Genomic DNA, 25,783 nt, shown 5'->3' with positions numbered 1-25,783 from the left:
GGCTCAACGGCTCATCATCTCGTCGAAAGCGCGCTGCGCCGTCTCTCCGTTCTTGACCCACCATTCCGCGTTGGAGAAAACTGAGCCATCGACATTGCCCGGTGCGGTGGCGAGCTGCTTTAGCTTTTCGTCCGAGATAAGACCTAGTTCGTAGGCTTTCGGGTTGACGGGGCCGAAGGCGACGAAGTCAGTGAGCTTGGCTTCACGTTCCGGCTTTGTCATCGCCGCAATTAGCTTCATCGCTGCTTCGCGGTTCTGCGCACCCTTAGGGACTGCCAGGCAGTCCGTGCCGATCACCGAACCCTGGAACTTGTAATCCGCGGGACCGCCGTCAGCCTTCACGCTTTCTGCACGTCCGTTCCAGGTAACGACTAAGTCTGCCTCACCGTCCTTTAGGAGCTGGGCAGATTGCGCGCCTGACGTCCACCATACCGCGACATTGGGCTTGAGCGCCTCCAAGCGTGCGATGGCCCGGTCCAAGCCACCGGGCGCGCTGAGTTCCTTGTAAATATCTGCCGGAACGACCCCCTCGGAGAGAAGTGCGATTTCAAGCAGATCTTGCGCGTTGGCACGAAGCGCGCGCTTGCCGGGATATTTCTCAGCATTCCAGAAATCCGCCCAGCTGGCTGGCGGATTAGAGCCGATCGCCTTTGTATTCCAGGCCATCACAGTACCGTAGGAGCTAAACGGAAAGCAAAACTTAGACTCGGCACCTGGCGGAAGCGATTTGGGGTCGATGATGGTGTAGTCAAGCGGCTCCAACAGACCCTGTTCGGCAGCCTGCGCTCCTTCAGGAGATCCGAGATGGATGACATCCGTCGTCACCGCACCGGAAGTAACTTGCATCTTGAGTGCGGCAAGGCCATCGCTCTGAGTTTCCTCCCGAACGTTAAGTCCCAGTTCTTTGGCCGCGGGCTCCCACATCGCCTTCTTGATAGCGTCGCCATATTCGCCACCGGCCGTGGTGATGGTCACGTCTTGCGCAAGCGCAGGGAGGGCAGCGACAAGCGCTATCGTCGCAATGGAAAAACGAAAAATGTGCATCATTGGGCTTTCTCCTCAGTTCGCCTCTGTTTGACGGTCTCAGCGTCATCCTTCGCCCAAAACACAACGTTTTGACATCAATCTTAACGTTAAGATTTTGACCTTAACGTTAAGATGCGGAAATATTTTGGACTGTCAAGCGTTTTGTTTCAGAGTGAGCTTCCTTGCCTAAACTGAAGCATAGACTTACAAGGGCTAGAAAATTGGAGAAGGATCAGAGGTTGCTATGACGGAAAAGAGAAGGCCGAACCTCCGGTGGCTCGCGGACGAACTCGGCCTCTCAATGACGACCGTGTCGCGGGCGCTAAAAGACCGGGAGGATGTCCATCCAGACACTATTAGGCGAGTCAAGGCGGCTGCCGAGGCAGCGGGCTACGTGCCGAATCTTCATGGAAGAGCGTTGCGCACAGGCTCGACGCGCAACTTAATAGCGATCCTGCCCATGGAAACGCGGGAATATTTAGCCGACATTGCAAAGCTTCCCCTGATGGAGGGTATGACTGTTGCTGCGAGGGAACGTGGCTACACGCTGACCGTCTTTTCAACCACCCCGGAAGAAAGCCCACAGGATAGCCTCGACTTGGTTCTCCACTCCGGCGCGTCGGATGGCGTGATCATTACGCGCATGCTAGCGGAAGATCCCCGAATACCCTATTTGCTCGAGCGCCGTGTTCCATTCATCGCTTTTGGACGAACTCGTCTCCACCATGAATACGCGTATGTCGATATCGACAATGAACGCATCGCCTATGAAGCGACATCGGCCCTGATCGCCCGTGGATGCCGGCGCATCGCGCTTCAATTGCTGATCCCAGAGGATCAATATAGCGCGATGCGCTTAGATGGTTATTGTCGAGCGTTCCGAGATCACGGACTTACGCTCGACCCTGACCTGATCGGGCATGACGATTTCACCATGGATGCCAGTGAGCGCTGGGTCGGGCGACTGTTCGACAGGTTAGATCCACCAACTGGACTTGTATGCGCCAACGAATTGGGACTGCTCGGAGCGCTTAGTGCCCTGCGTCGTCGCGGGCTCACGACCAGCTACGACTTCAGCATCGCGACGCGCGACAACACTCGGATCGCGGGCCACTTGTGGGCTCCACTTGTGACGCATACGGTTGACATGGTTAGCGTTGGCCGGGCTCTAGTTGAAGGCCTCGTCAATCAGATCGAACATCCGGATGCACCTGTTGAACGAAAGATATTCGTAGCCGAAATGTCGCTAATTGGAGGCCTTTGATACCCGTGCGGCGCATTGCAATGTGATGGGAAGCGAACCCAAGATCCGGCTATTGTTCGTCGTCGATCACCGACATTTCGCCGGCGAATACTTCCTGTGCCAGTGGGGCATTAGGATGTTCGATTTGGCGGACCAACCCCTCAACCAAGGCGCGGCCGACGTTGACCATGTCCACTGAATGGGTCACGAGCGGTGTAGAGAGATAGCGAGCAATTCGGGTGTTGTCTCGGGTCGCGATGCTGACGTCGATGCCGGCCGCGAGCCCGCGCTTGTGCAAGGCCCTGAGCGCTCCTAACAAGCCCAATTCGTTAGCGCAGACGATCCCGGTCGGCGGATCGGCGATATCGAGCAGCCGCTCGATCCACCGCTCACTGGCATCCATGGTGAAATCTTCCTGCCCGATCAGGTCGGGGTCGAGGACTATCCCGTGATCTTCGATTGCGGCGCAATAGCCCGTCAGCCTCATGGAATTGTATTGATCTTCGCGGATCAGCAACTGAAGCGCGATGCGGCGGCGCCCGCGTTCGATCAGGAGAGACGTCGCTTCATAGGCGATGCGTTCATTGTCGATGTCGACATAGGCGTAGTCCCGGTCGAGATTGCTGCGCCCGAATGCGATGAACGGAACGCCTCGCTCAAGCAGGTAGGGAATACAAGGGTCCTCTGTCAGCATACGAGTGATAATGACTCCGTCGGCCGCGACCGAGCGGAGAACCTGATCGAGGCTCTCGTGTGGGCTCTCTTCAGGCGCGGTCGAAAAGATAGTTAGCGTATAGGCGAGCTGCCTCGCCGCCAACGTCATTCCCTCCATCAGGGGAAGCTTGGCGATGTCGGAGAGATGGTCTCTCGTTTCCATCGGCAGGATTGCGGTCAGGTTGCGAGTCGAACCAGTACGCAGCGCCCGCCCGTGTAAGTTTGGAACGTACCCGGCCGCCTCCGCCGCCATCTTGACGCGCATGATAGTGTCAGGATGAACCTCCGGCCCGTCCTTGAGCGCCCGCGCCACCGTAGTCACCGAGAGACCGAGCTCGTCAGCAAGCCTCCGCAGGTTGGGCCTTGCCTTTGCCGTCATGTCGCCTCTGCTCATCTTACCTCCTTCCTTGTAGGTCGGCATTTTCCGCAAGGCAAGGAAGGCAGCGCCTGCCAAAGAAATCGCTTGAAGATTTGCTGCTATGGCGCATTCGTAACGTTACAAATCATAGAAACGAGGCATTCATGCCCAAAATCGTCATGCAGAGAAAACTGATGTCGCTTGGTAGTTAAATTGGTTCGTAAATCTCTGCTTCTTCATTCGTCCGTCCTCAAGGGCCGGACTCTAATCAATTCTGGGGGAAATTCTCAATGGCAGATCAGCTGCGATCCGCGCTTTGCTGAGCCGCAGAGTTGACGGTTGCCGCATGAGTTAGTTTTGGGAAAATTCAGTGAGGGTCAATCCGGCGGCCATCCGCTGCGAAAAGATGAACCCGCCCTGCCGGAAAGTGCAAAGGCACCATTTCGCTGGACTTTGGCAGCGTGCCATCACGCATTTCCACGATAATCTGAGCATCGCCCAAGGTGCCATAGACATAGCAGGTGCCTCCCAGGTATTCGACCGCGTCCACCTTCATCGCTGTTTCTGCTGTGTCATCACCGATCATGATGTGTTCCGGCCGAATGCCGAGCTGGGTCGCTCCAGCGGCTTTGATCGTCGCAGCAAGACTTTTCGGCGCGCGCTCGGCCTTGATCAAGTTCATGGATGGGCTGCCGATAAAGCCGGCGACGAAGAGATTGGCGGGTGTCTCGTAAAGCTCCTGCGGCGTGCCGACCTGCTCGATTCGTCCGGAATTGAGCACCACGATACGGTCCGCCAGAGTCATGGCTTCTATCTGGTCGTGGGTGACGTAAATCATCGTATTCTTGAGCATATCGTGCAACCGGGCGATCTCGATGCGCATGGAGACGCGCAATTCGGCATCGAGATTCGACAACGGTTCGTCGAACAAAAACACTTGGGGCTCGCGCACAATGGCTCGACCAATGGCAACCCGCTGGCGTTGGCCACCGGACAGGGCCGAAGGCTTGCGATGCAGATAGTCGTTTAGTCGCAGGGCGCTGGCGGCCTCGTCGACCTTGGCTTTCACAGCCGCCTTTGAATAGCCGGCCATCTTGAGGCCGAAGCCAATATTCTGTTCTACCGTCATGTGAGGGTAGAGCGCGTAGTTCTGGAATACCATGGAAATGCCGCGCTCAGTCGGAGTCTGATCATTTGCGCACCGATCACCGATCACAAGGTTGCCGCCGCTGATCTCTTCGAGTCCGGCGATCATGCGCAGCAAGGTAGATTTTCCGCAGCCGGAGGGGCCGACGAAAACGACGAATTCTCCGTTGTCGATTTCGAGGTCGATGCCATGGATGACCTGTGCGTGACCATAGGATTTTGTGATGTTTTCGAGTTTTACTTTGGCCATTTCGCTCTCGGATTATCGTGTCGGCGGACGAGTCGAGCCACGCAGAATCAGATTGCATTGGATCGTTCTAGTGGTTGTAGCTGGAACATCGGCGCCACTAAGGCGCGCAAGAACGCGCTCAACGATGCTCCTGGCAATCTGTTCCGTGGGTTGGGCGATGGCGGAGACGCCATCGCCATAGAGGCGGAAAAGCTCGGTATCGTCGAAGCTGACCAGCGAAAAGCTGTCAGGCACCCTCCAACCGTTTTCGCGTACACATTCGAGCACGCCCGACGTCATGCGGTAATTGGCTGAGAAAACGGCCGTGGGAGGTTCGGGCAGCGCCATCAACCGGGTGATGGCAGCATAACCCCCATCAATGTGCCAATTGCCATATTCAATCAGGTTCTCGTCTATCGGCAGGTCACGCTCGTTCAAAGCATCCAGATATCCGTCGCGACGGGCAACCCCGGTGGACTCCAGCTGTTGACCGGCGATGTGGGCTATCCGGCGATGCCCGAGATCAATGAGATGGGAAACTGCATGGGCCGAGGCGCGCCGGTTCTCGACAAAGACCCGATCAACATTCATGCCCAGAAGATCGTTGTTGTAGGTGACGACAGGAATTCCCGTTTCCAGAAGACGCGATACCGCCATCGAAGTTTCCGGGGCACCACCCGAGATGAGGGCATCCACCTGTTGGCCGGCGAAATATTCGACGGCCTCGATCACCTCATCCTGCCGCGCGTCATGACAATAGGTCATGATCTTATAGCCAGCTGCCTGAAATTCTCGCGACAGGCGTTCGAGGAGTTCCCCATGAAACTCGTCGAATTCGCGCACAAGAAAGCCGATCACGCGGGAGCCGCCGCGTTTTATCCCTTGAGCCAGCACATTCGGCCGAAATGCCAGCGTTTCAATAGCCCTTTCGATCTGCGCACGATTGGACTGACGCAATGTCTGGCCGTTGAGATAGCGCGACACCGTACCCACGGAGACGCCGGCCGATTTGGCCACATCGTAAATGGTCGCCTTGCGGTCTGATAATAATGCTCCGGTCACAGCGGGTCCCTGCAGGTTAAGATCTTCACGGACATAAAGCGCTTACGCCTCGCTATTCTTCAAGATGATCGCCCTGTGAATATGCAGGGATGGCACTTTCACAACCAGCCTGCCGTTTTGTGCGCGTGTTTCAAACTGCTCACCGGACAGCGCATCGAAGGCCAGATAGGTGTCTGGAATCTTGAGGCTGGCTTCGACCGCGCCCAGAACGGGGATATCCTCGATCATCTCGATCTGTTGCAGGCTCTGGCGAGCCGGAAGCTTGATGGCGCGCCCCCGAACCTGCGCTGCGCCATAGAGGAGGTGCAGCATGTAACCCTCTGCAGCCCGGGAAAGACTTGCTCGGGCCGAGGAAGGCAGGTTGGTGCGGATCAACCTGTCCGGGAGCAGCCGGTCGATGAGGGCTTCGACAAGACGTCGATAAAGCGGCTGGCCGGCATCGTGATAGGCCGTGAAGATGGGAAGAGCCACATAGCCGACGCTGCCGTTAATCAGCGCTGCCGGGCCTGGACTGGCTGCGTCGGCGTCGTCAGGCGCATGCTGGTGCGAACAGAAATGTGCGAAAGTTCGATTGAAATAGGGGTTGCGCAGATCGGCCAAGGTTTCGGCCGTCGTCACCTCGACGATCTCGGCGCAGGAATAGACCACAAAAGGCGTTTCCGGCAGATCGGCCAGCCCTGGAGACGACACGAAGACGGGGTTGAAATCTCCCTGTCCGCGATAGGTTGCGCCGGTGTCGAGCGCGAAACTTCCGGTATACGGGTCGAGACCCGACCGCCCGGAGAGAAGCAGCCTGCCACCCTGCTCCAGATATTGGGAAAGCTGCGCCTCCAAGTTGGGCCGAACGGGAATGGCGTCAGGCAGGATCAGCAGGGAATAGCGCGAAAAATCCGCGTTCTCGTCGATGATGTCGAAGTTCAGCTTCATCTCGAGCAGCATGCGAACCGCCCCGTCATCCGCCGCATGGTTTTTCTGATCCTTGTCCCGGTGGTAGAATTCGCTCGCCAAAATCCCGACCTCCGCCACGTAGCTGGATTTGTTGAGATAGAACTCCAACGCGGCAATGCGGGCATAGGCGGGGGCTATGGATGCATATGTATCCGGATTGATCCGTCCGTTGGGATGTAATTGGTCGCCGACCAGACACTTTGCCCCCAGAGCCGACATCTGCGCTGTTTCGTAAATCAGAGCATCGGGATGCTTGAAGCCGCCGAAATCACCCCATGAGGTGTGAAACTTGCCGGTTTGTCCAAGAAAATCCATCCCGAGGTAATCGGCATAGCGCGCCGAAGAGGGGAAGTGGTCATAACCCCAGCCGCCGGTGGGCAGGCTTTCCAGTTCAAGATGGGTAAAGGTTTTGAGGTTGTCACGGCCATATTTGGGAATGTGACCGGCATTGTAGAAGATACGCGTATCCGGCTTAATGGAATGCACAAATGCCGTCATCTCACTGCGGAATTCTTCCAGCACCTCATGATCGTTCAGCAGGCGATGCGCGAGGTTCGTCGCATCTCGGCTCCTCGTTTTCAGACGGTCGAGGCAATTGCGACACACGCAATCGGGTGGCTGCAGGATGTCATAAAACAGGCCTGGCGGATCATAGGAAGCAAGCACCTCGCGCGATTGTTCCTTCAGTTCATCCACATAACCGCGATTGGTAAGACATAGTGTATGCCAGGCCGCAGAAAGCTGATTGAGCGCGGAAACATCTCCCGGCTCGGCAAAGGCCAGCGTGTTGGTCGCACTGACGGCACGCCATTCAGGATGGGCACGCGCGATACGCTCGTCCCATTGCACCGAGATATAAATGGGCGTCTCGATATCGGCGGCGTTGCAGGCTGCGACCATTTCCCCAAGAAGATTTGGGCGCTTGAGGTGCGGATGCGCTTCGCCGGCTTCAGTCGGGTAATAGGACCAGCCATGGTGGCACTTGGCGAACAGAGTGATCGAGTTCACATGCGCTTTCTCGAGCGTTTCGACAAAGGTGACGGCATCGAAATGCAGCCCGACATTTTCGATATGTTCAGAGGTATGAAAATCAAGATGAATCTGACGACGACGAAGGGGCGGGTATTGAGTCATGACTATTCTTTACCACCAGAGGTATTCTTGGCGCCCATTGCGAAGAATCTCTGGAACAGGATGAACACCACCAAGGGTGCGGAAAGGGTGATGATTGCCGCAACGGCCTGCTGATCGAAATTGGCGTCGTAGGACCCCGCGATCTGCGCCAGCAGAACCGTCAGCGGCACTTGGGTGCGTAGGTAGAGCATCGGGAGGAGCAGCGAATTCCAGCACCAGAGAAATTGCAGAATGCCGACCGCGGTGATTGGCGTGATCGCATTGGGAAGGACCACGTAAAAATAGGTCCGCAGTGGCCCGCAATTGTCCACTTTGGCTGCGTCGATGAGTTCCTTTGGAAAATCATCGAAGAAGGTCTTCACCAGGAATACCGCCCAAGCAAAGGAGAGGCCGACCTGGGGAATGATCACCGCCCAGATACTGTCGATCATCTGGAGGTCACGATAGAGCGTGAACAGGGGGATGATGACGATCTGCTGGGGAAGAACGAAGGCATTGACCAGAATGACCAGCATCCAGCGCCGTCCCCGAAACCTGAGGAAATGGAAGGCGTAAGCCGCCGCCGGCGCCATCAACATTGTCAAAATCACAGAAAGCAGCGTCAGTTGCATTGTGGTGAAGAATGCCTGGCCCAGGGGGAAGCTGGTCCACACCTTTTGCCAAGCGTCAAAGGTGATGGTGAGCTGATCGAGCCGCCACCACCCATTGGTGGTTTCTGCTGTTGGTCGAACCGAGGTTGCAACCAGACCGATCAACGGAATGATCCACACAAAGGCCAGGATGCCGACTGCGAGTACGATGGCGTAAGGAGTGCGGCGCATCAGCGGACCTCACGGGTACGTTGCAGGATGGCAGGCACAGAGACCAGCAACACGCAGATCAGCAATACAACCGTTGCGGCAGCGCCGTAACCCAATTTGAACTGGGTCATGGCTTCACGATAAATGAAGAAGCCCATAGTTTCGGTCGCGCGCGCGGGGCCACCTGCGGTCAACAAGAAGATCATATCGAAGGCGCGCAGCGCTGCGAGCAGATTGATGAAAAGTGCTACGCGCAAGCCTGTGAAAGACAGGGGCAGGATGATGTACCGCATCATCGACAAAGGTTTTGCTCCATCGATATAGGCGGCTTCGAGGATGGAAGTTGGAATGGAGCGAACGGCGGCGTAACAGGTGAGCAGCGGCAGGCCGACCTGAGTCCAGGCATAAGCGAAAATTACCGCCCAGATCGCGGTCTGCGGATTGCCGAGCCAGGGCTGCATCAACGTCTCCAACCCGAATGCGGAGAGCAAGGCATTGACCAGTCCTGCTTCGCCGGAGCGCAGAATGCCAAGCCAGATAAAGCCGCTCACAACCTCCGAGACGCCGTAGGTTGCGAAGAACATGATCCGAAAGACGGCGGTGGCGCGCGGTGCCATGGAACACATGATCGCCAGACCCCAGCCGATGCCAACTGAGAGGAATGTCGTCGCGAGCGTCCATTGTAAGGTGGTGGCCATAGCCGACTGGAAACTGGGGTCGTGGAACAGTCGCGCGTAATTGCCGAAGCCCGCCCATTTGGCGCCACCCAGCCCGCGAACGTCGAAAAAGCTGAGCCAGATGGTGTTGAAGAACGGATATACCACCGATACGGAGAAAAACACGAGCATCGGCGCAAGAAGGATCAGCGCGGCAACGGGTTCGGAGACACCCCAGCGCCGCCTGTTCGGCTGCGGGCTTTCACCCGCAACCAATGTCATTTTCGGCAAACTTGCCGGCATCAGTAGGCTTCCTTGGCCTTGGCTTCGACGGCAACAAGCGCCGCGTCGATCGTGGACTCAGAGGGGTCTTGAATCACACGTTGCAGCTGTACGCGGAACTCGTCCACCACGTCGCCCGGCAATTGGTCCCCCAGCACGAAGATCACTTTGGAATCGGCGATGATCTTGGCGACACCGGCAGAGACCGGATCGAGCAGGGAGAGATCGGTCAGGCTCGACGGAGGGGTGAGGCCGGCCTTAGCAATAAGGTTGGAACCTTCTGCGCTTGCGATATATTCGATGAACGCTTTGGCGCCCTCCGGATTTTTCCCGGTCGAGATGACGTTCATTTCGCGAGTGTCGATGATGGCGGTATCGTCGAAACCAAGACCCATGGCAGGAAACTGGATCGAGGCGTAATCAACATTCGGTTTTAGATGGTAATCATCAATGGCGCGGGTATTCACCCAGCTGCCGATCAGCAGATAGCCGGCTTTGCCGTTGAGGAGCACATCGTCAGCGGAGTTGTCCCACTCACTGCCCAGCATAACAGCGGCATCGCCACAACATCCGGCCTTTAGCAGATCACCCAGCTTGAGGAGAGTCGACTTGACACGCTCATCGGTCCAAGGGATTTCATGGTCAACAAGCTGCTGGGCTACCTCGATACCATGCATACGCACGAATAGGTTTTCGAAGACTTCACCATGCGCCCAGGCCTTGGCCGGGATGGCCAGCGGGGTGATGCCTGCGGCTTTAAGGGCGTCAAAGCTGGCCACGAATTCCTCATAGGTCTTCGGAGGGGTCAGGCCATTGTTCTTGAGCACATCGGTGCGGAACCAAAGGCCCGAACGATTGCCGTAGCGCCACGGCACGCCATAGCTGGTGCCTTTGTAGCTGCCCAGATTGCGCCAGGCCTGCGATAGGTTCTTGCCCATCGGACCATCCCACATGTCGTCCAATGGCACCAGCAGGCCAGCATCTGCCAGCTCGGCGCGGAAGGCCGGCCATGTATTGGGCATGATGTCCACAGCTTCGCCACCGCCCAGCACGGTGCGAATGCCGCCACGCGGGTCTGCGGTAAAAGATACCGGCACATTTGTGAAGGTCACGCCGGGATTACGGGCGACAAAGCCGGCCTCCAACTTGTGCAGCAATTCGCCTTCACCACCACCCAGCCAATCGAGAAATACGATGTTCCCCTTTGCGTCCTGCGCCATGGCGATAGGCGCGAAAGCAATCATACACGCAGCGCTGAGCGCCGCCATTGACATCCTGATCATTGGTAACTCCTCCCAGAGGTTGCTCACTCTAAATCGAGCTCGTCAACTAAAATGAACTGATATCAATTTAGTTGACGAGTCAAGGGATCGGGTGATTTAATTTTCACCGGCCGGGCGAGCAATCGGGCCGAAGCCGCTAGCGATGATCTGTTCTAGAAGTTCGCCGGGCCGTGTCGCAAATTTTAGTTGTTAACGAGCTGTTTGACCGGCGGTGAGGAAGTTGCCGCAGCCAAAGTCGTGGAGCGTGTCAATGATTCTGAATGCCGCGCCAATCGAGGGATGATTTCAAAGGGCAGCGTTTCGAGGCAGGGCGTATCGTCATCCGCCCGCAACAGTATCCGGCAAACCTCAATTCATCGGAGATGGCGCTCGGACACCACCTTCAATCCCATCTGCATGTCTCCATCACGTGCATGAGGCGCGGAGTGCGACATTCCAACTTTGCAGCTCCCCGAAAATCTGCCGCTCTGATCAAAACACACTCTGTCACAGCGAACGCCTTAGTGCCGCAATCGTGATCACATCAATATCGAATATTCCCGCCGCCAGCCAAATTAGCAACGACAAAAATGCCTAATTTCGCGGATATATCTCCGTATCTTGTATACTTTCTTGTTGACACAAAAATATCGGATCCATAAATGTGATCACATTAATCACTTCGGAAGGTTTCGACCAGTGCCAAACACCTCACCCACCAGACAACTGGAACCCGATCGAATTCTCACTGCCGCCGGGCGGATTCTTGCCGAAGAAACTGCGATCTTCACCAGCCGGCGGCCGCAGAGCCAGGAGATTTTTGCCGCGCCATCCTCGGGATTCTTCAATCAGGTTCCGCAATACTGGATGCGGGACTGGCCGATGCCGTTCCCGGTTGTGATTTCCAAAGCCGCCGGGAGCGAAGTTTGGGACATCGATGGAAACCACGCGATTGATTTTTGCCTGGGAGATAGCGGCGCGATGTTCGGGCACGGGCCGCAGCCGATCCTGAATGCGCTGGCCGGCGCCGGCACCCTGGGCCTTACAACTATGTTGCCCTCCAAAGACCTGGATGCCGTTGGCCGCCTTTTGCGCGGTACATTTGGCATGTCGATGTGGCAGGTGACGACAACGGCAAGTGACGCCAACCGCTTTGCCTTTCGGGTTGCGCGTGCGGTGACTGGTCGCAAGAAAATCCTGGTGTTCGATGGTTGCTATCATGGCGCGGCCGACGAAACGCTGGTGGACCTCGTCGACGGGCAGACGGTCGCTCGCGACGGCCTGCTTGGCCAGGCGGTGAATCTGGCCGAGACGACGGTCTGTATTCCGTTCAACGACGTTTCCGCTCTTGAGGCAGCGCTCAAAGGTGGCGATATCGCTTGCGTGGTGGCGGAGCCTGTCATGACCAATTGCGGCATGATTCTTCCGCTTCCCGGGTTTCATAAAGCCCTGCGGGATCTGACACGCTCCACCGGGACGCTACTTCACATCGATGAAACGCACACAGTTTCGACCGGATTTGGCGGGTATACGAAAGTGCACGGTCTCGATCCAGATATTTTTGTTGTCGGAAAGCCAGTCGGCGGTGGTATTCCCGTTGCGGTATGGGGCATGACTGACGATGTGGCAAACCGGTTTGACGCCGTGCGCGCGGCGAATACGGGGACGGGCCATTCAGGCATTGGCACGACGCTCTCGGGCAGCGCCTTGCAACTCGCCTGCCTCAGGGCGTGCCTTGAAGAGGTCATGACTGCCGAGGCGCATGATAGAATGAACCGTCTTGCCGATGCGGTTGAGATGGGCTTCTCCGCGGCCATCAAACAACACCAATTGCCGTGGCACGTTGGCCGGGTCGGCGCGCGGCTCGAAGTCGTGTTCGCGGATCATCCGGTGCGGAATGCTGTTGAAGCTCGCGCTGCAGCCAATCCGACGATCCAGCAGGCGCTGCATACAGCATTCCTAAACCTCGGATATCTGGTCACCCCGTTCCACAACATGGTTCTTGTGGCGCCGACCACAAGCGAAGAGCATGTCGCAGGACTTGTCGCCAGCTTTGAGAAAATCCTACATCGAATGACGAAGGCTGCCTGAAATGACCGGAACACGTCCACTCAATGCGGCGCCTATCGAAGAGGCCGAATCCTTCCTGGAGAAACACCGGGACATCTCATCCTTCGACCTCGTGCTCATCGATCCGAATGGCGTTGCGCGTGGCAAGATTATCCGCCGCCATGAACTCTTGACGCTGTTCCGCTCCGGCCGCCATTTGCCCGGCTCGATTCTTGGGCTGGATGTCACCGGCGCTGATGTCGATGAGACAGGTTTGACCTGGGACGATGGAGACGCTGACAGAATTGCATGGCCGATCGCCGGTTCACTTACAACATTGCCCTGGACATCCCCCGAACGCGGTGAAGTTCGCGTCATGCTGTACGAACTCGACGGATCTGCCATGAGTGCTGATCCCCGGCAGGCTCTCGTGCGCCAAATCGAGCGATTTGAAGCGAAAAAACTGTTCCCGGTGCTGGCCTTCGAACTGGAATTCTATCTTCTCGACGCCGAAAAGGATGTCCTTGGAAGACCTAAGGCGGCACGCCTGCCTCTCTCGGGAACAGCCTCAAAGGGAAATCACGTCTACAGCGTGGCCGTGTTGGATCAGTTCGAGCCGTTTATCGATGCGCTTTACCGCGCCGCTGCCATCCAAAACCTGCCTGTTGAAACCATCATCTCCGAGTATGCGCCCGGGCAGTATGAACTCACTCTGCGTCACCAGGCCCAAGGCCTGAGGGCGGCAGACGACCTGGTAATGCTCAAGCGTCTTGTTCGAGGTCTGGCGCTCCGACACGGAATGCGAGCGAACTTTATGGCCAAGCCCTTCGCCCATCAGTCAGGCTCCGGCATGCATCTTCACGCCAGTCTTGCGGACGAGTCGGGTCGCAATCTGTTCGCCGACGTGCAGAATGATCTTGCGCCGATGCTGCGCCACGCCATCGGTGGCCTGCAGCAGACGATGGCGGATTCGATGCTGACATTTGCGCCCAATCTGAATTCCTGGCGTCGTTTTTCGCGCAACAGCTATGCACCGACGTCTCCGACCTGGGGGCGCAACAACCGGAGCGTTGCCATCAGGGTGCCAGCAGGCAACCCAGCCAACCGCCATCTTGAACATCGTTCCCCCGGTGTCGACGCCAACCCTTATCTGGTTGGTGCGACCGTGCTTGCCGGAATGTACGAGGGGATCGAAAACCGGACCGAGCCAGACGCAGAATCGTCCACCTACAGCGACGATGCTGGAAAGTTGCTGCCATGCGACTGGCGCGAGGCAATCGACCAGGCTGCTGGATCCGAATTCCTGAAAGACGCTCTCGGCGAACGAATGGCCTCGGTATTCGTTGCGCTGAAGCGTGTGGAACACCGCTTCTTTTCCGCCGAGGTGACAGACGAAGAGTTTGCCTATTACGGCGACGTCATATGACGGCGCGGACATTGACCAGGATTCCCGGTAATGAACACACCTGATGCCGACGACAGCATTGTCGATCTCAACGGTCGCGGCGAGCCTGCGGCGCGCGAAGGGGACTTTCGCACGGCCCTGGTTACCGGAGCGGGAGGGGCCGACGGCATAGGCTTTGCGATCGCCCGCAAGCTTGCACAGAAAGGCCTTGTCGTTTGCATCACCGGCGCCAGCGAACGAATTCATCAGCGCGCTCGGGAACTGCGGGCACAGGGCTATGACGTAACATCCCATGTCGCAGATCTGACCAAGGCAGATGAGGTCTTGCGCCTGAGGAAATTGGTAGGGCCGGTCGATGTTCTGATCAACAATGCAGGCATGGGATCCACGGCGGCGCCAGCCGTGCAACGCGATTTCCTGGCGCTTAGTGAAGCCGATTGGGACATCGGAATAGACGTTACCCTCAAGACAGCATTTCTGGTCACGCGCGCCTTTCTGGGGTCCATGGTTGAAAGGGGGCGTGGACGTATCGTCAATATTGCCTCTGTTACCGGCCCGCTGGTTTCCAATCCAGGAGAGGCAGCCTATTCGGCGGCAAAGGCAGGGATGGTGGGGCTCACCCATGCCCTGGCGCTCGAAGTAGCGCGTTGCGGAGTGACCGTGAATGCAGTCGCCCCCGGCTGGATAGAGACAGGGTCCTCGGCCGAGGACGAGCGAATTGCTGCCCGGCACACACCTCCCGGACGCGCCGGAACTCCGGATGAAGTCGCGGCAGCCGCCGCCTTCCTGGCGTCTGCCGAGGCCAGCTACGTCAACGGCGCGATGCTGGTCGTCGATGGCGGCAATGTCCTGCAGGAACGCAAGGTCCAATTGCCCTGAACACCAACTATCTCACGAGAGTTCAAGTGGTCGGTTCGTGTATCTGCACGGCTATTGCTTCGGAGACACTGGTTGTCGAGCACTGCATTATGCTAGGAAGTCGCCTTAAATCCAGCAATCGACCGTTCTGTGTCCAAGAATAGCTGCAAGCCTTCGCGATACCGCAGCAGGCTGCTCGCGGCGGCGGTATCAAGGCATGTGGCATAATGCGAGAACTATCGACCCAACAGCAACAGGTTTATCAGGCGCTTCGCGAGCAGCTTATTTCCGGCCGCTTCTCTCCCGGCACGAGCGTCAGCCTACGGGGTCTAAGCAAGAGTATGGGCGTCGGACTCATGCCTGTCCGTGAAGCAATTACTCGGCTCGGCGGCGAGCGCGCTTTGGAGGTGCGCCGTAACGGCCGGGTCTGCATTCCCGAGCTCACGAGCCGACGCTTCGAGGAACTTATGCAAGCCCGACTGCAACTGGAGCCCCTTTGCGCGCGCCGGGCGCTTCCTTATGTGACGTCCGAGACGATTGGGGTGATGGAGGCCTGCGATTTACGCATGAACCAAAGCTATGGGGCGAAGGATGCAGACGCCTACATGCGCGAGAACTATCAATTTCACTTCGAGTTGTACCGAGCTGGAGGGTCTGAGGTCCTGGTCGCTCTGCTGGAGAGCATTTGGATGCAGTTTGGTCCGTTCATGCGTAGAGTGTATGAGATGAGCGAAACGACAAGCATTGTCGATAAGCACCAGATGACGCTGGAAGCCATTCGCCGAGGAGATCCCGAGGCCGTTGGCGTGGCGATCAAGGCGGATATTCTTGACGCCATTCACCTGTTGAAACAGACTCTTGGGAAGGACACACTTTAGGACTGGCCGCGCGGCCGCGGATTAGAGTTCGAACCGGATTTGCTTTGGAGACGCGGAGAGGTTTTCTTGAGCTGAAGGGAAACCGGAATGCCGAAGCTCTTCCTAAGCCAGAACATGGGTTCGAAGCCCGCGATTGTCCGTCGAGCGTTTTGAAGCATTGAAAGCCGCCCATCTTCGGCATGTTCATTTTGAGCCGGAATGGTCGCTCTCGATGCGCCCTGAAGCCTCTCGAGAACCGCATGGCTGACGCCGCCTTCAGCCACGCCAACCGGCGGACCTTTGCCTGTCGATCAGATCGGCGCTTCCCACAGTTCGATGAAGATACGGTCGGCATCACCGGCGATGGCAAGGGCGGTTCCGAAGTAGACTGCGTCTCCCAGCGCGCGGTGCGCTCCAGCTGGCACCTCGAGCGTCGCGCGGGTACGACCCTTGTAACTGCCGTCCGGCTGCCGCACCATCTTGCCGGCATTCGTAACGAACACCGGCGTGCCGTCATCAAGTTCGAGACAATAGCGCGCCTCGATCAGATATGAGCCGTCGGGAAGGCAGAGCGCGAAATCCGCTCCGCCTGGCAGGATGCGGGCCGTCCAGCCATCGCCCCGCGCTTCGCCGCCGACAATGGGAAACATGGCGCGCGTGGTGCCTTGGGTCGTGGCAAATTCAAGGGCCGGCCCAATGTCGGCGCGGATCACGCAAGCCTTGCAGAGCTTCGGCGGACCGAGCGTTTCGTCCGCACCCAGGGTCATCATGTCGAACATGTCATTCTCAGGCTTCATGGGTGATCCGTCCGTCGCATACTGTAAGCCTGATGCCCAGTGCCGCGATCTCGTCGGGTGGCGTCGCCTCGATATCGCCGGAGAGCAGGACGAGGTCCGCCCGCATTCCGGGGCGCAGCGTACCCGTCCTGTCGTCCATATGGCCGGCATAAGCCCCGTTGCAGGTGAAGGCTGCCAGCACCTGCGGCAATCCGAGCCGTTGATCCGGTAGGCCCTCGAGATGCGGCTCGCGTGTCAAAGCCGTCTGGATGCCAAGCAGAGGATCAATCGGCACGATTGGCCAGTCCGAGGAGAATGCAACTGTCGCGCCGGCTTCGGCCAGCGTCCGCCAGGCATAGGCATGGCGCGCGCGATCGGCGCCGATGCTGCGGCTCGTCGGGGTCTCGCCCACAGGCGCGTGCAGCGGCTGAAACGAGGCAATCACCCCCAGTTCGGCAAAGCGCGGGACATCGGCTGGATCGATCATCTCGATGTGCTCGATGCGATGGCGGCTGTCGCGGTCGCCATTGGCGGCGCGCCCTGCCTGATAGCCATCAAGCGCAATCCGCACGGCAGCATCCCCGATTGCATGGACCGTGATTTGCATGCCGCGTCGATCGATCTCGACGGCCGCATCGGCAAAACTCTCCGCGTCGAAAATCGGTTCGCCCTTGAGGCCGGGACGGTCGGCATAATCTGCCAGCATGGCTGCCGTGCCGCTTTCGATGACGCCGTCGACAAAGATCTTCACCCGGCCGCATGTCAGCATGTCGCTGGCAAAATCACGGGTCATGGCCGAGGCCCGGTCGAGCTCTGACAGCGCCATTTCCCTTGTCAGATGGAACGGCACGGACGTGCGGGCAAGCAGACCCCCTTCGTTCTCGACGGCTTGAAGCAGCTCCAGAAGGTGGCGGTTGCCGTCCATATTGTGGATTGAAGTAATGCCTTTGGAAGCGACAAACCGCATGCCGGCCTTGAGGATATCCATGTCCTCGCGCCATTCGGCCGCAGTAGGCGTTTCAGGCGGCTCGATCCCCGACATTCCCAGCATCTCGCGGCCACCCGAGGTGCGCAGATCAAGCACCGGAAGCAGAGCAAACTTTTCGCGCAGTTCGCCGGTGGCAAGGCCGTCAGGCCCCATCACGACCTCGTTGCCAACCGGGAGATCACGTCCCTTGAGGAGGCCAGCGGCCTCCAGGGCTAAGGTGTTGGCGAAAAGCGTATGGAAATCATACGCCATGACGGCCAACGGCCGATCAGGACACATCGCATCGAGTTGATGGCGGTCGAGACGCGTGCCACGACCCAGGATTTCGTAATCCGCCCCTTGCGCGAACAGCAGGCCCTCGGCCGGACGGGCCGCAGCAAAGGCTTCAACAGCGGCCTTCATGGCGTCATAGCCCCTGACCTCGCCGAGCTGCAACAGGGTCTGGCCATAGGCGCCGGCGAAGATGTGAAGGTGGCTTTCGACGAAACCCGGCATCAGCGTGGCGCCAGCGGCATCGACGATGCGGGTATCGGGACCGGTATGCGCCCGCACGCTGTCTTCATCGCCGACCGCCACAATGTGATTGCCGGCGACGGCCAGTGCCCGCGCGTGCGGCATGTCCGCATCCATCGTCAGGACACGGGCGTTGAGGAAGATCAGCGAGGCGGTCATTCACGCGGTCCTTTTGCGAATAGGAGTTTTTATGCTGCTGTCGTCAAACAGCATGTGGACGAGCGGCAGGATGCGCGCCCTCAGTATGGTTTCGTGCTGCTCAAGGCTCTGTGCCTCGTCGGTGATGAGGTGGATGAAGCAGGGCATCCAGACGTCGTGAAACAGCCGCGCGACAAAATCTGGTGAAAATGCCGTGCCCGCGCGCAGATTTAGATCGAGGCTTGTGAAAAAATCGGCCACGACATCGATCAGTGCTTGCGAAACGCTCCAGTACTGCAACGCCAGTTCCGTCTCGGGATGGCGGATGGGTGCGGATTCCGCGTAGCGCCAGACCCTCTTGTCCGCGATCTCAAGGGTGCGGCTCGATACCCTGAGAAACAGGTCTACGATGAGCGTTCCTAGATCCGTTTCATCCCGCCAAAGCAGGTGCCGGTCGCGCTCCCGCGCCTCGGCGGTTCCTTCGCTGATCAGTGCGATCAGGACGCCGTCTTTAGAGCCAAAGTAGTTGAACACTGTGGGCGAAGAGATGCCTGCGGCGGCAGCGATGTCAGCAATCGTCGTCGCATCGATTCCCTGTTGGGCGAACAGCGTCCTAGCCGCGGCGATGATCTCGTCGCGCCTCTTGGCCTTCTTGCGGCTGCGCAGTCCCGGTTCTGCCTGTGTCATGCCCCTGGATAGATCAGCCATCAGCTTTTCACAATCAAATATTTGTTGTTATCAAAAATTTGATTGACTAAAATTATTTTGTCAATAGTCATAGTGCAGACCTTTGGGGCAAGAGGGCCGATGTTAGATATCCGTGAAATATCCAAGCGCTTCGGCCATGGCAAAGGTGTAGTCACCGCGCTTCACGAGGTGAGCTTTTCGATCGCGGAGGGCGAGTTTTTCACGCTTCTCGGTCCCTCAGGGTGCGGCAAGACCACACTTCTTCGATTAATCGCAGGCTTCAGCGCCCCGAGCGGCGGCGCACTCGTTCTGGATGGCATGGACATCGCCCGAATGCCGCCCAACAAGCGGCCGGTCAACACGGTGTTCCAGAACTACGCGCTGTTCCCGCACATGACCGTCGGCCAGAACGTGGCGTTTGCGCTGGAGGCCCAGGGCAGGCGCCGCGAGGAAGTGGTGCCAGCGGTGGACGAGATGTTGAAGCTGGTCCAGCTCGTGTATCTCAAGGACCGCAAGAGTTCCGAATTGTCCGGCGGCCAGCAGCAGCGTGTCGCCCTCGCCCGGGCACTTGTCGCCAAGCCCCGCATCCTGCTTCTCGACGAGCCGCTGTCAGCGCTCGACATGAAGCTGCGCAAGGAAATGCAGATCGAGTTGAAGCGGCTGCAGCGCGAGACCGGCCTCACCTTCATTTTCGTGACGCATGACCAGGAGGAAGCGCTGACAATGTCGGACCGCATCGCGGTCATGAACGGCGGCCGTGTCCAGCAGATCGCGAGCCCCCGCGAACTTTATGACCGTCCTGCCAACCACTTTGTCGCCGGCTTCATCGGAGAATCGAATTTCCTGTCCGCACAGGCCGCCGACGGCCTGGTCAATGTCGGCCCCGCCAAGGTGCCCCTTGCCGGAGCACCGGACGGCGCGTTCACGCTGATGATCCGCCCCGAGCATGTGGCTCTGGCGACCAGCCTGCCGGATGCGCTGAACCTGACCGCGACTGTGACGCAGATGGTCTTCTTCGGCACCGACACCCATGTGCATCTCCGGCTGCTTGACGGCACCGCGCTGGTGGCGCGCGTGCAGAACGCGCTGCATGGCGGCCGCACTTTTGCCGAAGGCGAGACTATCGGCGTGGCGTTGCCTGCCGAGGCGCTGCGGATTACGGCGGAAGAGGAGGCTCTCGCATGATCCTGTCCGAAACCTCCCGCCGCTGGGTCCTGGCGACGCCGGCAGTTGTGGCCATCATGCTGTTTTCGATCCTGCCGCTCGGCGTAGTCCTGTTCTACTCATTCCTGACGCCGGGCGATTTTGGGAATGTCAAATGGATCTTCTCCTCGGACGGCTGGTTTTCGGTCCTTTTCGAGCGTGACATCTTCGACGACACTGTCGCGGTGTCGGATGCGCATCTGACGATCCTGCTGCGCTCGATCGGCCTGTCACTGGCCACCACCGTGCTGACCCTGATCTTTGGTCTGCCGACCGCCTGGTTCATCGCCACCCGACCGGCCACGCAGCGGGGCTTCTGGCTGTTCCTGATCACCATTCCCTTCTGGACCAACCTGCTGGTCCGGACCATTGCCGTGCAGGAGATGATCCGCTCGGAGGGCGTCTTCAACCGCGCGCTTCTGGCGCTCGGCATCATCGAAGAGCCGCTGCAAATGATGTTCACCAATTTCGCGGTGCTGCTGGGCATGGCCTATGTCTTCCTGCCGCTGATGGTGCTGCCGGTCTATGCGGCGATCGAGAAGTTCGACTTCCGGCTGGCGGAGGCGAGCTACGACCTCTACGCTTCGCGCCTCTACTGCCTGCGGCGGGTCATCCTGCCGCTGGTGCGGCCGGGTATCATTGCCGGCTCGATCCTGGTCTTCGTGCCGGCGCTGGGGGCCTATGTCACGCCCCGCATCATGGGCGGCGGCAAGTCGATGATGCTGGGCAATCTCATCGACATGCAGTTCGGCCAGGGCCGCAACTGGCCACTCGGCGCAGCCCTTGCGATCACACTCACCATTCTCGTGCTGGTGGCCCTCATCTGGTACACGCGGCTCACGTCGGGTCGGACGGAGCGCAACCATGGCTGAGCGCGGCTTCAACGTCAAACGGCTTCCCGGCGCGGCACTGCTGGCGGTAACATGCTTCGTCATTCTCTATATCCCGATGGTGATCCTGGTCGCCTATTCCTTTAATTCCGGCAAGGTGATCGGCAACTGGGAAGGCCTGTCGCTCAATTGGTATGGTGCCGCGCTCCAAAACGAGGCCTTTCTGGATGCGGCGATCAACTCGCTGATCCTTGCGACCTCCGCTTCGGTGCTTGCGACGCTGATGGCCACGATGGCGGCGATTGCCACCACCCGCACGGCCGGCTTCCGGGGCGAAGGCACAATCCACATCATCCTGAACCAGCCGCTGATGGTACCGGAAATCGTGCTCGCGATCGCGCTCCTGATCATCATCGGCCAGATCAAGCAAGTGACAGGCTATACCGGGCTCGGATTCCTGATCGCCGCCCATACCACCTTCTGCATTCCCTTTGCCTACCTGCCTATCCGCGCCCGACTGGAAGGCATGGACCTGAGCCTGGAGACCGCGGCGGCCGACCTCTACGCGACCCGCTTCTACACATTCCGGCGGGTAACGCTGCCGCTGCTGGCGCCAGGCATCATGGCCGGCTTCATGCTGGCCTTCGTCGTATCACTCGATGACCTTGTCATCAGCGATTTCCTGAAGTCTCCCGGCCAGGAAACGCTGCCGACATACCTGATGGGAGAGCTTCGGCGCAATCTCACGTCAGAAATCTACGCCATTTCCTCGCTTCTACTTCTGATCAGCGTGTTGATCGTGGCGGGGTCATGGGTGGCAACACGAAAGAAAAACTAAACTTTCAGAGGAGAAAGCCATGAAATACGCATCCCGCCTGACATTCACCACGGCCATGCTTATGGCCACTGCGTTGCCGGCACTTGCCGCCGGCCAACTCAACATCTTCAATTTCGGCCTCTACACCCCGCCGGACCTGATAAAGAAATTCGAGGCAGCCTATGATGTGAAGGTCACGCTCACCGAATATGACTCCAACGAAGCCGCGATGGCCAAGATCGAGGCCGGCGGCCACGGCTTCGACATCGTCGTGCCTTCGGCCTATGTGGTACCGATCTACATCGAGAAGGGCTTGCTGTTGAAAAGCGAGCCATCCCAGATGTCGAACTTCAAGAACGTCAATTCCGAATGGGTCGACGTGTCCTGGGACGCCGGTCGTCATTACACGGTTCCCTGGGTGTGGGGCACCACCGGCGTGATGGTCAACACCAAGGTCTACAAGGGAGACATCAATACCTCGGCCGTCATTTTCGACCCGCCCGACGAGCTCAAGGGCAAGATCAATGTCGTGCCGTCGATGAATGAAGTCATCGACATGGCGATCGGCTATGTCGGCGGCCAGCCCTGCACCACCGACAAGGCAATCCTCAAGGCGGCGCGCGACAAGCTGATGGCGGCAAAACCGTACTGGGCCTCGATCGACTATGCGAGCTTCGAGAAATTCATCAAGGAAGACCTGAACGCCTCGGTATTCTGGAATGGTGCCACCATGCGCATCCGGGCCGAAAATCCCGGCTTTGCCTATGGCTATCCGAAGGAAGGCTTCTCGCTCTGGCAGGATAATGTCGCCATTCTGGCCGATGCCAAGAATGTCGACAATGCAAAGCTGTTCCTGGATTTCATCATGGCTCCGGAAAATGCCGCACTGATCTCCAACTATACGCGCTATGGCAATGCGATCCTCGGATCCGAGAAGTTCATGGACAAGGAACTGCCCAACGCGCCAGAGATGAACATTCCGCCCGAGTTCAAGACGGCCGCCCACTTTCTGGTAACCTGCCCAGCGGATGTCCAGCAGATCTATACCCGTATCTGGACCGACCTGACCAAGTAACCAAAATGGTCCGGCTGACATCTGTCAGCCGGGCCTTCATGAGCGGCCGCTTCCCGCCGGGACTGCCGGTGACGATTTCGGGCCTGTCGGAAAGCCTTGGCGTCAGCACTATGCCGGTGCGCGGCGCGCTCGACCAGTTGATCGCAGACGGAGCTCTTGAATATCTCGACAACAGGCGCGTCCGCGTGCCTGATATCGGAGCGGACCGGTTCGACGAACTGATCGCCACCCGGATCGCTCTCGAGACTGTGGCCGCCGAACGGGCCATGCACTTCATCGATTTCCTCCGCATCGACCGTCTTGTGGCCCTCGACAACATGATCGACGAGGCCTACCAGGCCGGCGACATCGAACTCGGCATCGAGCGCAATTTCGCGTTCCATCGCTGCATGTACGAGGTCAGGCCGTCCTTCGTGCTGCTGCCGCTGATCGAATCCGTCTGGCTCAGGATGGGACCGATCATGCGTGAGGCGGTCGCCCATCTCCATCAGAGCTACCAGGTGGACCGGCATGTCGAGGCCATCGAGGCGATCAGGCGAAAGGATGCCGTTGCGCTGAAGGAGGCAATCGCCGCCGATGTCCAGGACGGGTCCGGCCATGTCGGCCGCCAGCGCCTGCGCGAGGTTGCAACGTCGGTCGCCGGCCAACAACGCTGATACGCCTGCCGCGCGTGCAACCCGGCGATCATTCCGCCGCGACCACGGCCGACGCGCTGCGTTGGGACAGCACCGCCAGCACGGTCAGCTGGATCAGGTGGTAGAGCATCAACGGCAGGATGATGAGCGCGACTTCGGCACGGTCGAACAGGATGCCGGCCATCGGCAATCCTGTTGCCAGGCTCTTGGTCGAGCCGCAGAACAGCAGAGCCAGTCGGTCTTCCCGTACCATGCCTGATGCGCGCCCGCTGCCTTCCACGATGGCCATCGCCACGCCGAGAAGAGTGACGCAGGTCGCGATCACCAGGCCAATATGCGCCCACGACAGCAGATGCCAGATCCCGGCAACGACGCCTGCCGAAAAGGCCGAATAGACAATCAGCAGGATCGAGCCACGATCGACCAGCATGGTCGCCTGTTTGTGGCGGTTGAGAATGCCGGAGAGCCAGGGTCGAACGATCTGCCCGAGCACAAACGGCAGGAGGATCTGCTGGGCGATCTTCCAGATTGCCGCCAGCGGATCGCCTGCGCCGTTGCTGGCCTGCAGGATCACCGCAAGCAGAAGCGGGCAGAGCACCACGCCGATAATGTTCGACAACGATGCCGCGCAGATTGCGCCGGCGATATTGCCGCCCGCCACCGAGGTGAAGGCGATCGAGCTTTGCACCGTCGAGGGCAGGCAGCCGAGATAGAGAAAGCCGATGCCGATCGCCACCGGAAACCAGGCTTGCGAAAGGCCGAACAGCCCAAGCGCAAGCACCGGAAACAGAGCGTAGGTGCACAGGAGGCAACCGAGTTGGAGTTTCCAGTTGGTGAGGCCGGCCAAAGTTGCGGCCAGTGACAGCTTGGCGCCGTAGAGAAAGAACAGCAGCGCCACGGCCCAGAAGGTCACAGAAGATAGGACCGTGGCAAACTGCCCGCGTGCGGGAAGGAAGGCGGCGAGCACCACGGTCAGGAACAGGATCATCAGGTAACGATCCAGGCCGACGCGCTTCAACCCGGCCTCAAAATTCTTCAGCATCATGGTGGCCGAACCTCAGGCGTTTCGATTGGACATGATTGTCGCCGGTCGCGACCCAGATCATCAGGTGGCGAGTTGCGCAAGATCCTCGGCGGTCAGTTGCAGACCGGCGGCCCGGGCAAAGCCGCTGACGTGCTCAACCTTCGTTGCCGAGGCAATCGGTGCGGCCACCGCTGGCTGGGCCATGAGCCAGGCCAGCGCAACCTCGCTGAGACTTGCGCCATACGTGTCCGCAACCGCCTGAAGAGCGTTCAGAAGGGCGAAGCCGCGTGGTGTGAGATATTTCTCGACATCCTCCCCGCGGACCGATTTCGAAAGATCCGACTCGCTGCGATACTTTCCGCTGAGAAAGCCCGAGGCCAGGCTGAAATAGGTGACCGCGCCGATGTCTTCCTGCACGCAAAGGTCCTGCAGCGGCCCTTCAAAGCCAGAACGGTCATGAAGATTGTATTCTGGCTGCACGACCATGTAGCGGGGCAATCCGCTATGGGACAAGGCCAAAGCCTCCCGCAGTTGGTCCGCATCGAAATTTGATGCGCCGATCGATCGGATTTTCCCGGCCTGAAGCAGCGTGCCGAAGGCCGAAAGCGTCTCTTCCTGGGGCGTCTTGGGATCCGGCACATGCGCGAAATAGAGATCGATGACATCGGTTCCGAGCCTGCGGAGGGAATTCTCGGCAGCTTCAAGGATCCACCGCCGCGATAATCCCTTCTGGCCGGGTCCGCCCATGTCGGAGCCAACCTTCGTGAAGATCACCACCCGATCGCGCATGCCCGCCCGCGCCTTGAGCCAGCGGCCGATCATGGCTTCGGATTCACCGCCTGAGTTGCCAGGCGCCCAATTGGAATAGACGTCAGCCGTGTCGATCGCGTTGAAGCCATGGTCGACAAAGGCATCGAGGACACGAAATCCTGTATCCTCATCGACGTTCCAACCGAAGACATTGCCACCCAATACCAGGGGAGCAATTGAAAGGCCGGATTGGCCGAGTTTGCGTTTGATCATTGTATTCCTGTCGTCCATTCGAAGTGTGAAATGGGCTGGAAGGTG

The 25,783-nt window shown here is 58.7% G+C and carries 23 protein-coding genes and 1 pseudogene; 10 read left to right on the top strand and 14 right to left on the bottom strand.

The genetic code is table 11. The annotated features are described in order from the left end of the window. Positions 1-3 precede the first annotated feature (3 nt). Positions 4-1,047, bottom strand: a complete 1,044-nt coding sequence (locus AC2YI2_RS30360) for an ABC transporter substrate-binding protein (RefSeq protein WP_487390275.1) — start codon at positions 1,045-1,047, stop codon at positions 4-6. A gap of 223 nt (positions 1,048-1,270) precedes the next feature. Between AC2YI2_RS30360 and AC2YI2_RS30355 the strand changes: the two genes are divergently transcribed. After that, complete coding sequence (locus AC2YI2_RS30355; protein WP_487390274.1) at positions 1,271-2,290, top strand: LacI family DNA-binding transcriptional regulator; 1,020 nt, start codon at positions 1,271-1,273, stop codon at positions 2,288-2,290. Positions 2,291-2,339: 49 nt separating this feature from the next. Here AC2YI2_RS30355 and AC2YI2_RS30350 read toward each other — a convergent pair whose 3' ends face one another. From AC2YI2_RS30350 to AC2YI2_RS30320, 7 genes are all read right to left on the bottom strand, one after another. Continuing rightward, positions 2,340-3,362, bottom strand: a complete 1,023-nt coding sequence (locus tag AC2YI2_RS30350; protein ID WP_487390273.1) for a LacI family DNA-binding transcriptional regulator — start codon at positions 3,360-3,362, stop codon at positions 2,340-2,342. A 346-nt stretch (positions 3,363-3,708) separates the two neighbouring features. Continuing rightward, positions 3,709-4,737 (bottom strand): ABC transporter ATP-binding protein, encoded by a 1,029-nt coding sequence (locus tag AC2YI2_RS30345; RefSeq protein ID WP_487390272.1) that lies wholly within the window; start codon positions 4,735-4,737, stop codon positions 3,709-3,711. 12 nt (positions 4,738-4,749) lie between these two features. After that, complete coding sequence (locus AC2YI2_RS30340; RefSeq protein WP_487390271.1) at positions 4,750-5,778, bottom strand: LacI family DNA-binding transcriptional regulator; 1,029 nt, start codon at positions 5,776-5,778, stop codon at positions 4,750-4,752. A gap of 42 nt (positions 5,779-5,820) precedes the next feature. Further along, positions 5,821-7,860, bottom strand: a complete 2,040-nt coding sequence (locus AC2YI2_RS30335) for an alpha-amylase family protein (protein ID WP_487390270.1) — start codon at positions 7,858-7,860, stop codon at positions 5,821-5,823. 2 nt (positions 7,861-7,862) lie between these two features. Next, a complete protein-coding gene (locus tag AC2YI2_RS30330) occupies positions 7,863-8,681 on the bottom strand; it encodes a carbohydrate ABC transporter permease (protein WP_487390269.1) in 819 nt (272 codons plus the stop codon). Further along, a complete protein-coding gene (locus AC2YI2_RS30325) occupies positions 8,681-9,619 on the bottom strand; it encodes a carbohydrate ABC transporter permease (RefSeq protein ID WP_487390268.1) in 939 nt (312 codons plus the stop codon). Before AC2YI2_RS30325 ends, AC2YI2_RS30330 begins: the two co-directional genes overlap by 1 nt. Then, the gene (locus AC2YI2_RS30320) at positions 9,619-10,881 is read right to left on the bottom strand and encodes an ABC transporter substrate-binding protein (protein ID WP_487390267.1); all 1,263 of its coding nucleotides are present in this window, start codon (positions 10,879-10,881) and stop codon (positions 9,619-9,621) included. The genes AC2YI2_RS30325 and AC2YI2_RS30320 overlap by 1 nt, the downstream gene beginning before the upstream one ends. A 678-nt stretch (positions 10,882-11,559) precedes the next feature. Here AC2YI2_RS30320 and AC2YI2_RS30315 point away from each other — a divergent pair. The 4 genes from AC2YI2_RS30315 to AC2YI2_RS30300 all read left to right on the top strand — a co-directional run bounded on the left by AC2YI2_RS30315 (position 11,560) and on the right by AC2YI2_RS30300 (position 16,050). Then, positions 11,560-12,951, top strand: coding sequence for a transaminase (locus AC2YI2_RS30315; RefSeq protein WP_487390266.1), 1,392 nt, complete (start codon positions 11,560-11,562; stop codon positions 12,949-12,951). A gap of 1 nt (position 12,952) precedes the next feature. Then, positions 12,953-14,335 (top strand): glutamine synthetase family protein, encoded by a 1,383-nt coding sequence (locus AC2YI2_RS30310; protein WP_487390265.1) that lies wholly within the window; start codon positions 12,953-12,955, stop codon positions 14,333-14,335. A 30-nt stretch (positions 14,336-14,365) separates the two neighbouring features. Further along, positions 14,366-15,193 carry an SDR family NAD(P)-dependent oxidoreductase gene (locus AC2YI2_RS30305; protein WP_487390264.1) on the top strand — a complete coding sequence of 276 codons (828 nt, stop codon included), beginning with the start codon at positions 14,366-14,368 and terminating at the stop codon, positions 15,191-15,193. A gap of 206 nt (positions 15,194-15,399) precedes the next feature. Then, entirely contained in the window at positions 15,400-16,050 is a 651-nt protein-coding gene (locus AC2YI2_RS30300; protein WP_487390263.1) for a GntR family transcriptional regulator, read from the top strand. Between the two features lie 86 nt (positions 16,051-16,136). Here AC2YI2_RS30300 and AC2YI2_RS30295 read toward each other — a convergent pair. The 4 genes and pseudogenes from AC2YI2_RS30295 to AC2YI2_RS30280 form a co-directional block, all read right to left on the bottom strand. Further along, positions 16,137-16,249, bottom strand: a pseudogene (locus AC2YI2_RS30295) (IS6 family transposase); the annotation flags it as partial. A gap of 91 nt (positions 16,250-16,340) precedes the next feature. Then, a complete protein-coding gene (locus tag AC2YI2_RS30290) occupies positions 16,341-16,826 on the bottom strand; it encodes a DUF3237 family protein (protein WP_487390262.1) in 486 nt (161 codons plus the stop codon). Then, positions 16,816-18,465: an amidohydrolase gene (locus tag AC2YI2_RS30285; protein WP_487390261.1), complete on the bottom strand. Its 1,650-nt coding sequence runs from the start codon at positions 18,463-18,465 to the stop codon at positions 16,816-16,818. The genes AC2YI2_RS30290 and AC2YI2_RS30285 overlap by 11 nt, the downstream gene beginning before the upstream one ends. Beyond that, a complete protein-coding gene (locus tag AC2YI2_RS30280; protein WP_487390260.1) occupies positions 18,466-19,152 on the bottom strand; it encodes a TetR/AcrR family transcriptional regulator in 687 nt (228 codons plus the stop codon). 99 nt (positions 19,153-19,251) lie between these two features. On the opposite strand from AC2YI2_RS30280, the gene AC2YI2_RS30275 reads away from it, so the two are divergent. From AC2YI2_RS30275 to AC2YI2_RS30255, 5 genes are read left to right on the top strand one after another with little or no spacing between them, the layout of a single operon-like run. Then, the gene (locus AC2YI2_RS30275; protein WP_487390259.1) at positions 19,252-20,316 is read left to right on the top strand and encodes an ABC transporter ATP-binding protein; all 1,065 of its coding nucleotides are present in this window, start codon (positions 19,252-19,254) and stop codon (positions 20,314-20,316) included. After that, positions 20,313-21,206 (top strand): ABC transporter permease, encoded by an 894-nt coding sequence (locus AC2YI2_RS30270; RefSeq protein WP_487390258.1) that lies wholly within the window; start codon positions 20,313-20,315, stop codon positions 21,204-21,206. Before AC2YI2_RS30275 ends, AC2YI2_RS30270 begins: the two co-directional genes overlap by 4 nt. After that, positions 21,199-22,002 (top strand): ABC transporter permease, encoded by an 804-nt coding sequence (locus AC2YI2_RS30265; RefSeq protein ID WP_487390257.1) that lies wholly within the window; start codon positions 21,199-21,201, stop codon positions 22,000-22,002. The genes AC2YI2_RS30270 and AC2YI2_RS30265 overlap by 8 nt, the downstream gene beginning before the upstream one ends. A 19-nt stretch (positions 22,003-22,021) precedes the next feature. Next, positions 22,022-23,056, top strand: coding sequence for an extracellular solute-binding protein (locus AC2YI2_RS30260; RefSeq protein ID WP_487390256.1), 1,035 nt, complete (start codon positions 22,022-22,024; stop codon positions 23,054-23,056). A 5-nt stretch (positions 23,057-23,061) separates the two neighbouring features. Continuing rightward, positions 23,062-23,712, top strand: coding sequence for a GntR family transcriptional regulator (locus tag AC2YI2_RS30255; RefSeq protein WP_487390255.1), 651 nt, complete (start codon positions 23,062-23,064; stop codon positions 23,710-23,712). A gap of 28 nt (positions 23,713-23,740) precedes the next feature. Here the strand turns inward: AC2YI2_RS30255 and AC2YI2_RS30250 are convergent, their stop codons facing one another. Together AC2YI2_RS30250 and AC2YI2_RS30245 are read right to left on the bottom strand one after the other, a co-directional pair. Further along, positions 23,741-24,733: a bile acid:sodium symporter family protein gene (locus AC2YI2_RS30250; RefSeq protein ID WP_487390254.1), complete on the bottom strand. Its 993-nt coding sequence runs from the start codon at positions 24,731-24,733 to the stop codon at positions 23,741-23,743. Between the two features lie 63 nt (positions 24,734-24,796). Then, positions 24,797-25,738, bottom strand: a complete 942-nt coding sequence (locus AC2YI2_RS30245; RefSeq protein ID WP_487390253.1) for an aldo/keto reductase — start codon at positions 25,736-25,738, stop codon at positions 24,797-24,799. Positions 25,739-25,783 lie beyond the last annotated feature (45 nt).

This window comes from Rhizobium sp. SRI_017 (assembly GCF_057586295.1).
Note: the sequence above shows the minus strand (reverse complement) of the source record. Positions and strands in the feature narration are given on the sequence as shown.

What these genes read in the sequence shown, in the direction of transcription:
- AC2YI2_RS30360 (WP_487390275.1), bottom strand. Translation starts at nt 1,047, where the DNA reads ATGATGCACATTTTTCGTTTTTCCATTGCGACGATAGCGCTTGTCGCT.
- AC2YI2_RS30355 (WP_487390274.1), top strand. Translation starts at nt 1,271, where the DNA reads ATGACGGAAAAGAGAAGGCCGAACCTCCGGTGGCTCGCGGACGAACTC.
- AC2YI2_RS30350 (WP_487390273.1), bottom strand. Translation starts at nt 3,362, where the DNA reads ATGACGGCAAAGGCAAGGCCCAACCTGCGGAGGCTTGCTGACGAGCTC.
- AC2YI2_RS30345 (WP_487390272.1), bottom strand. Translation starts at nt 4,737, where the DNA reads ATGGCCAAAGTAAAACTCGAAAACATCACAAAATCCTATGGTCACGCA.
- AC2YI2_RS30335 (WP_487390270.1), bottom strand. Translation starts at nt 7,860, where the DNA reads ATGACTCAATACCCGCCCCTTCGTCGTCGTCAGATTCATCTTGATTTT.
- AC2YI2_RS30330 (WP_487390269.1), bottom strand. Translation starts at nt 8,681, where the DNA reads ATGCGCCGCACTCCTTACGCCATCGTACTCGCAGTCGGCATCCTGGCC.
- AC2YI2_RS30325 (WP_487390268.1), bottom strand. Translation starts at nt 9,619, where the DNA reads ATGCCGGCAAGTTTGCCGAAAATGACATTGGTTGCGGGTGAAAGCCCG.
- AC2YI2_RS30320 (WP_487390267.1), bottom strand. Translation starts at nt 10,881, where the DNA reads ATGATCAGGATGTCAATGGCGGCGCTCAGCGCTGCGTGTATGATTGCT.
- AC2YI2_RS30310 (WP_487390265.1), top strand. Translation starts at nt 12,953, where the DNA reads ATGACCGGAACACGTCCACTCAATGCGGCGCCTATCGAAGAGGCCGAA.
- AC2YI2_RS30305 (WP_487390264.1), top strand. Translation starts at nt 14,366, where the DNA reads ATGAACACACCTGATGCCGACGACAGCATTGTCGATCTCAACGGTCGC.
- AC2YI2_RS30300 (WP_487390263.1), top strand. Translation starts at nt 15,400, where the DNA reads ATGCGAGAACTATCGACCCAACAGCAACAGGTTTATCAGGCGCTTCGC.
- AC2YI2_RS30290 (WP_487390262.1), bottom strand. Translation starts at nt 16,826, where the DNA reads ATGAAGCCTGAGAATGACATGTTCGACATGATGACCCTGGGTGCGGAC.
- AC2YI2_RS30285 (WP_487390261.1), bottom strand. Translation starts at nt 18,465, where the DNA reads ATGACCGCCTCGCTGATCTTCCTCAACGCCCGTGTCCTGACGATGGAT.
- AC2YI2_RS30280 (WP_487390260.1), bottom strand. Translation starts at nt 19,152, where the DNA reads ATGGCTGATCTATCCAGGGGCATGACACAGGCAGAACCGGGACTGCGC.
- AC2YI2_RS30275 (WP_487390259.1), top strand. Translation starts at nt 19,252, where the DNA reads ATGTTAGATATCCGTGAAATATCCAAGCGCTTCGGCCATGGCAAAGGT.
- AC2YI2_RS30270 (WP_487390258.1), top strand. Translation starts at nt 20,313, where the DNA reads ATGATCCTGTCCGAAACCTCCCGCCGCTGGGTCCTGGCGACGCCGGCA.
- AC2YI2_RS30265 (WP_487390257.1), top strand. Translation starts at nt 21,199, where the DNA reads ATGGCTGAGCGCGGCTTCAACGTCAAACGGCTTCCCGGCGCGGCACTG.
- AC2YI2_RS30260 (WP_487390256.1), top strand. Translation starts at nt 22,022, where the DNA reads ATGAAATACGCATCCCGCCTGACATTCACCACGGCCATGCTTATGGCC.
- AC2YI2_RS30255 (WP_487390255.1), top strand. Translation starts at nt 23,062, where the DNA reads ATGGTCCGGCTGACATCTGTCAGCCGGGCCTTCATGAGCGGCCGCTTC.
- AC2YI2_RS30250 (WP_487390254.1), bottom strand. Translation starts at nt 24,733, where the DNA reads ATGCTGAAGAATTTTGAGGCCGGGTTGAAGCGCGTCGGCCTGGATCGT.
- AC2YI2_RS30245 (WP_487390253.1), bottom strand. Translation starts at nt 25,738, where the DNA reads ATGATCAAACGCAAACTCGGCCAATCCGGCCTTTCAATTGCTCCCCTG.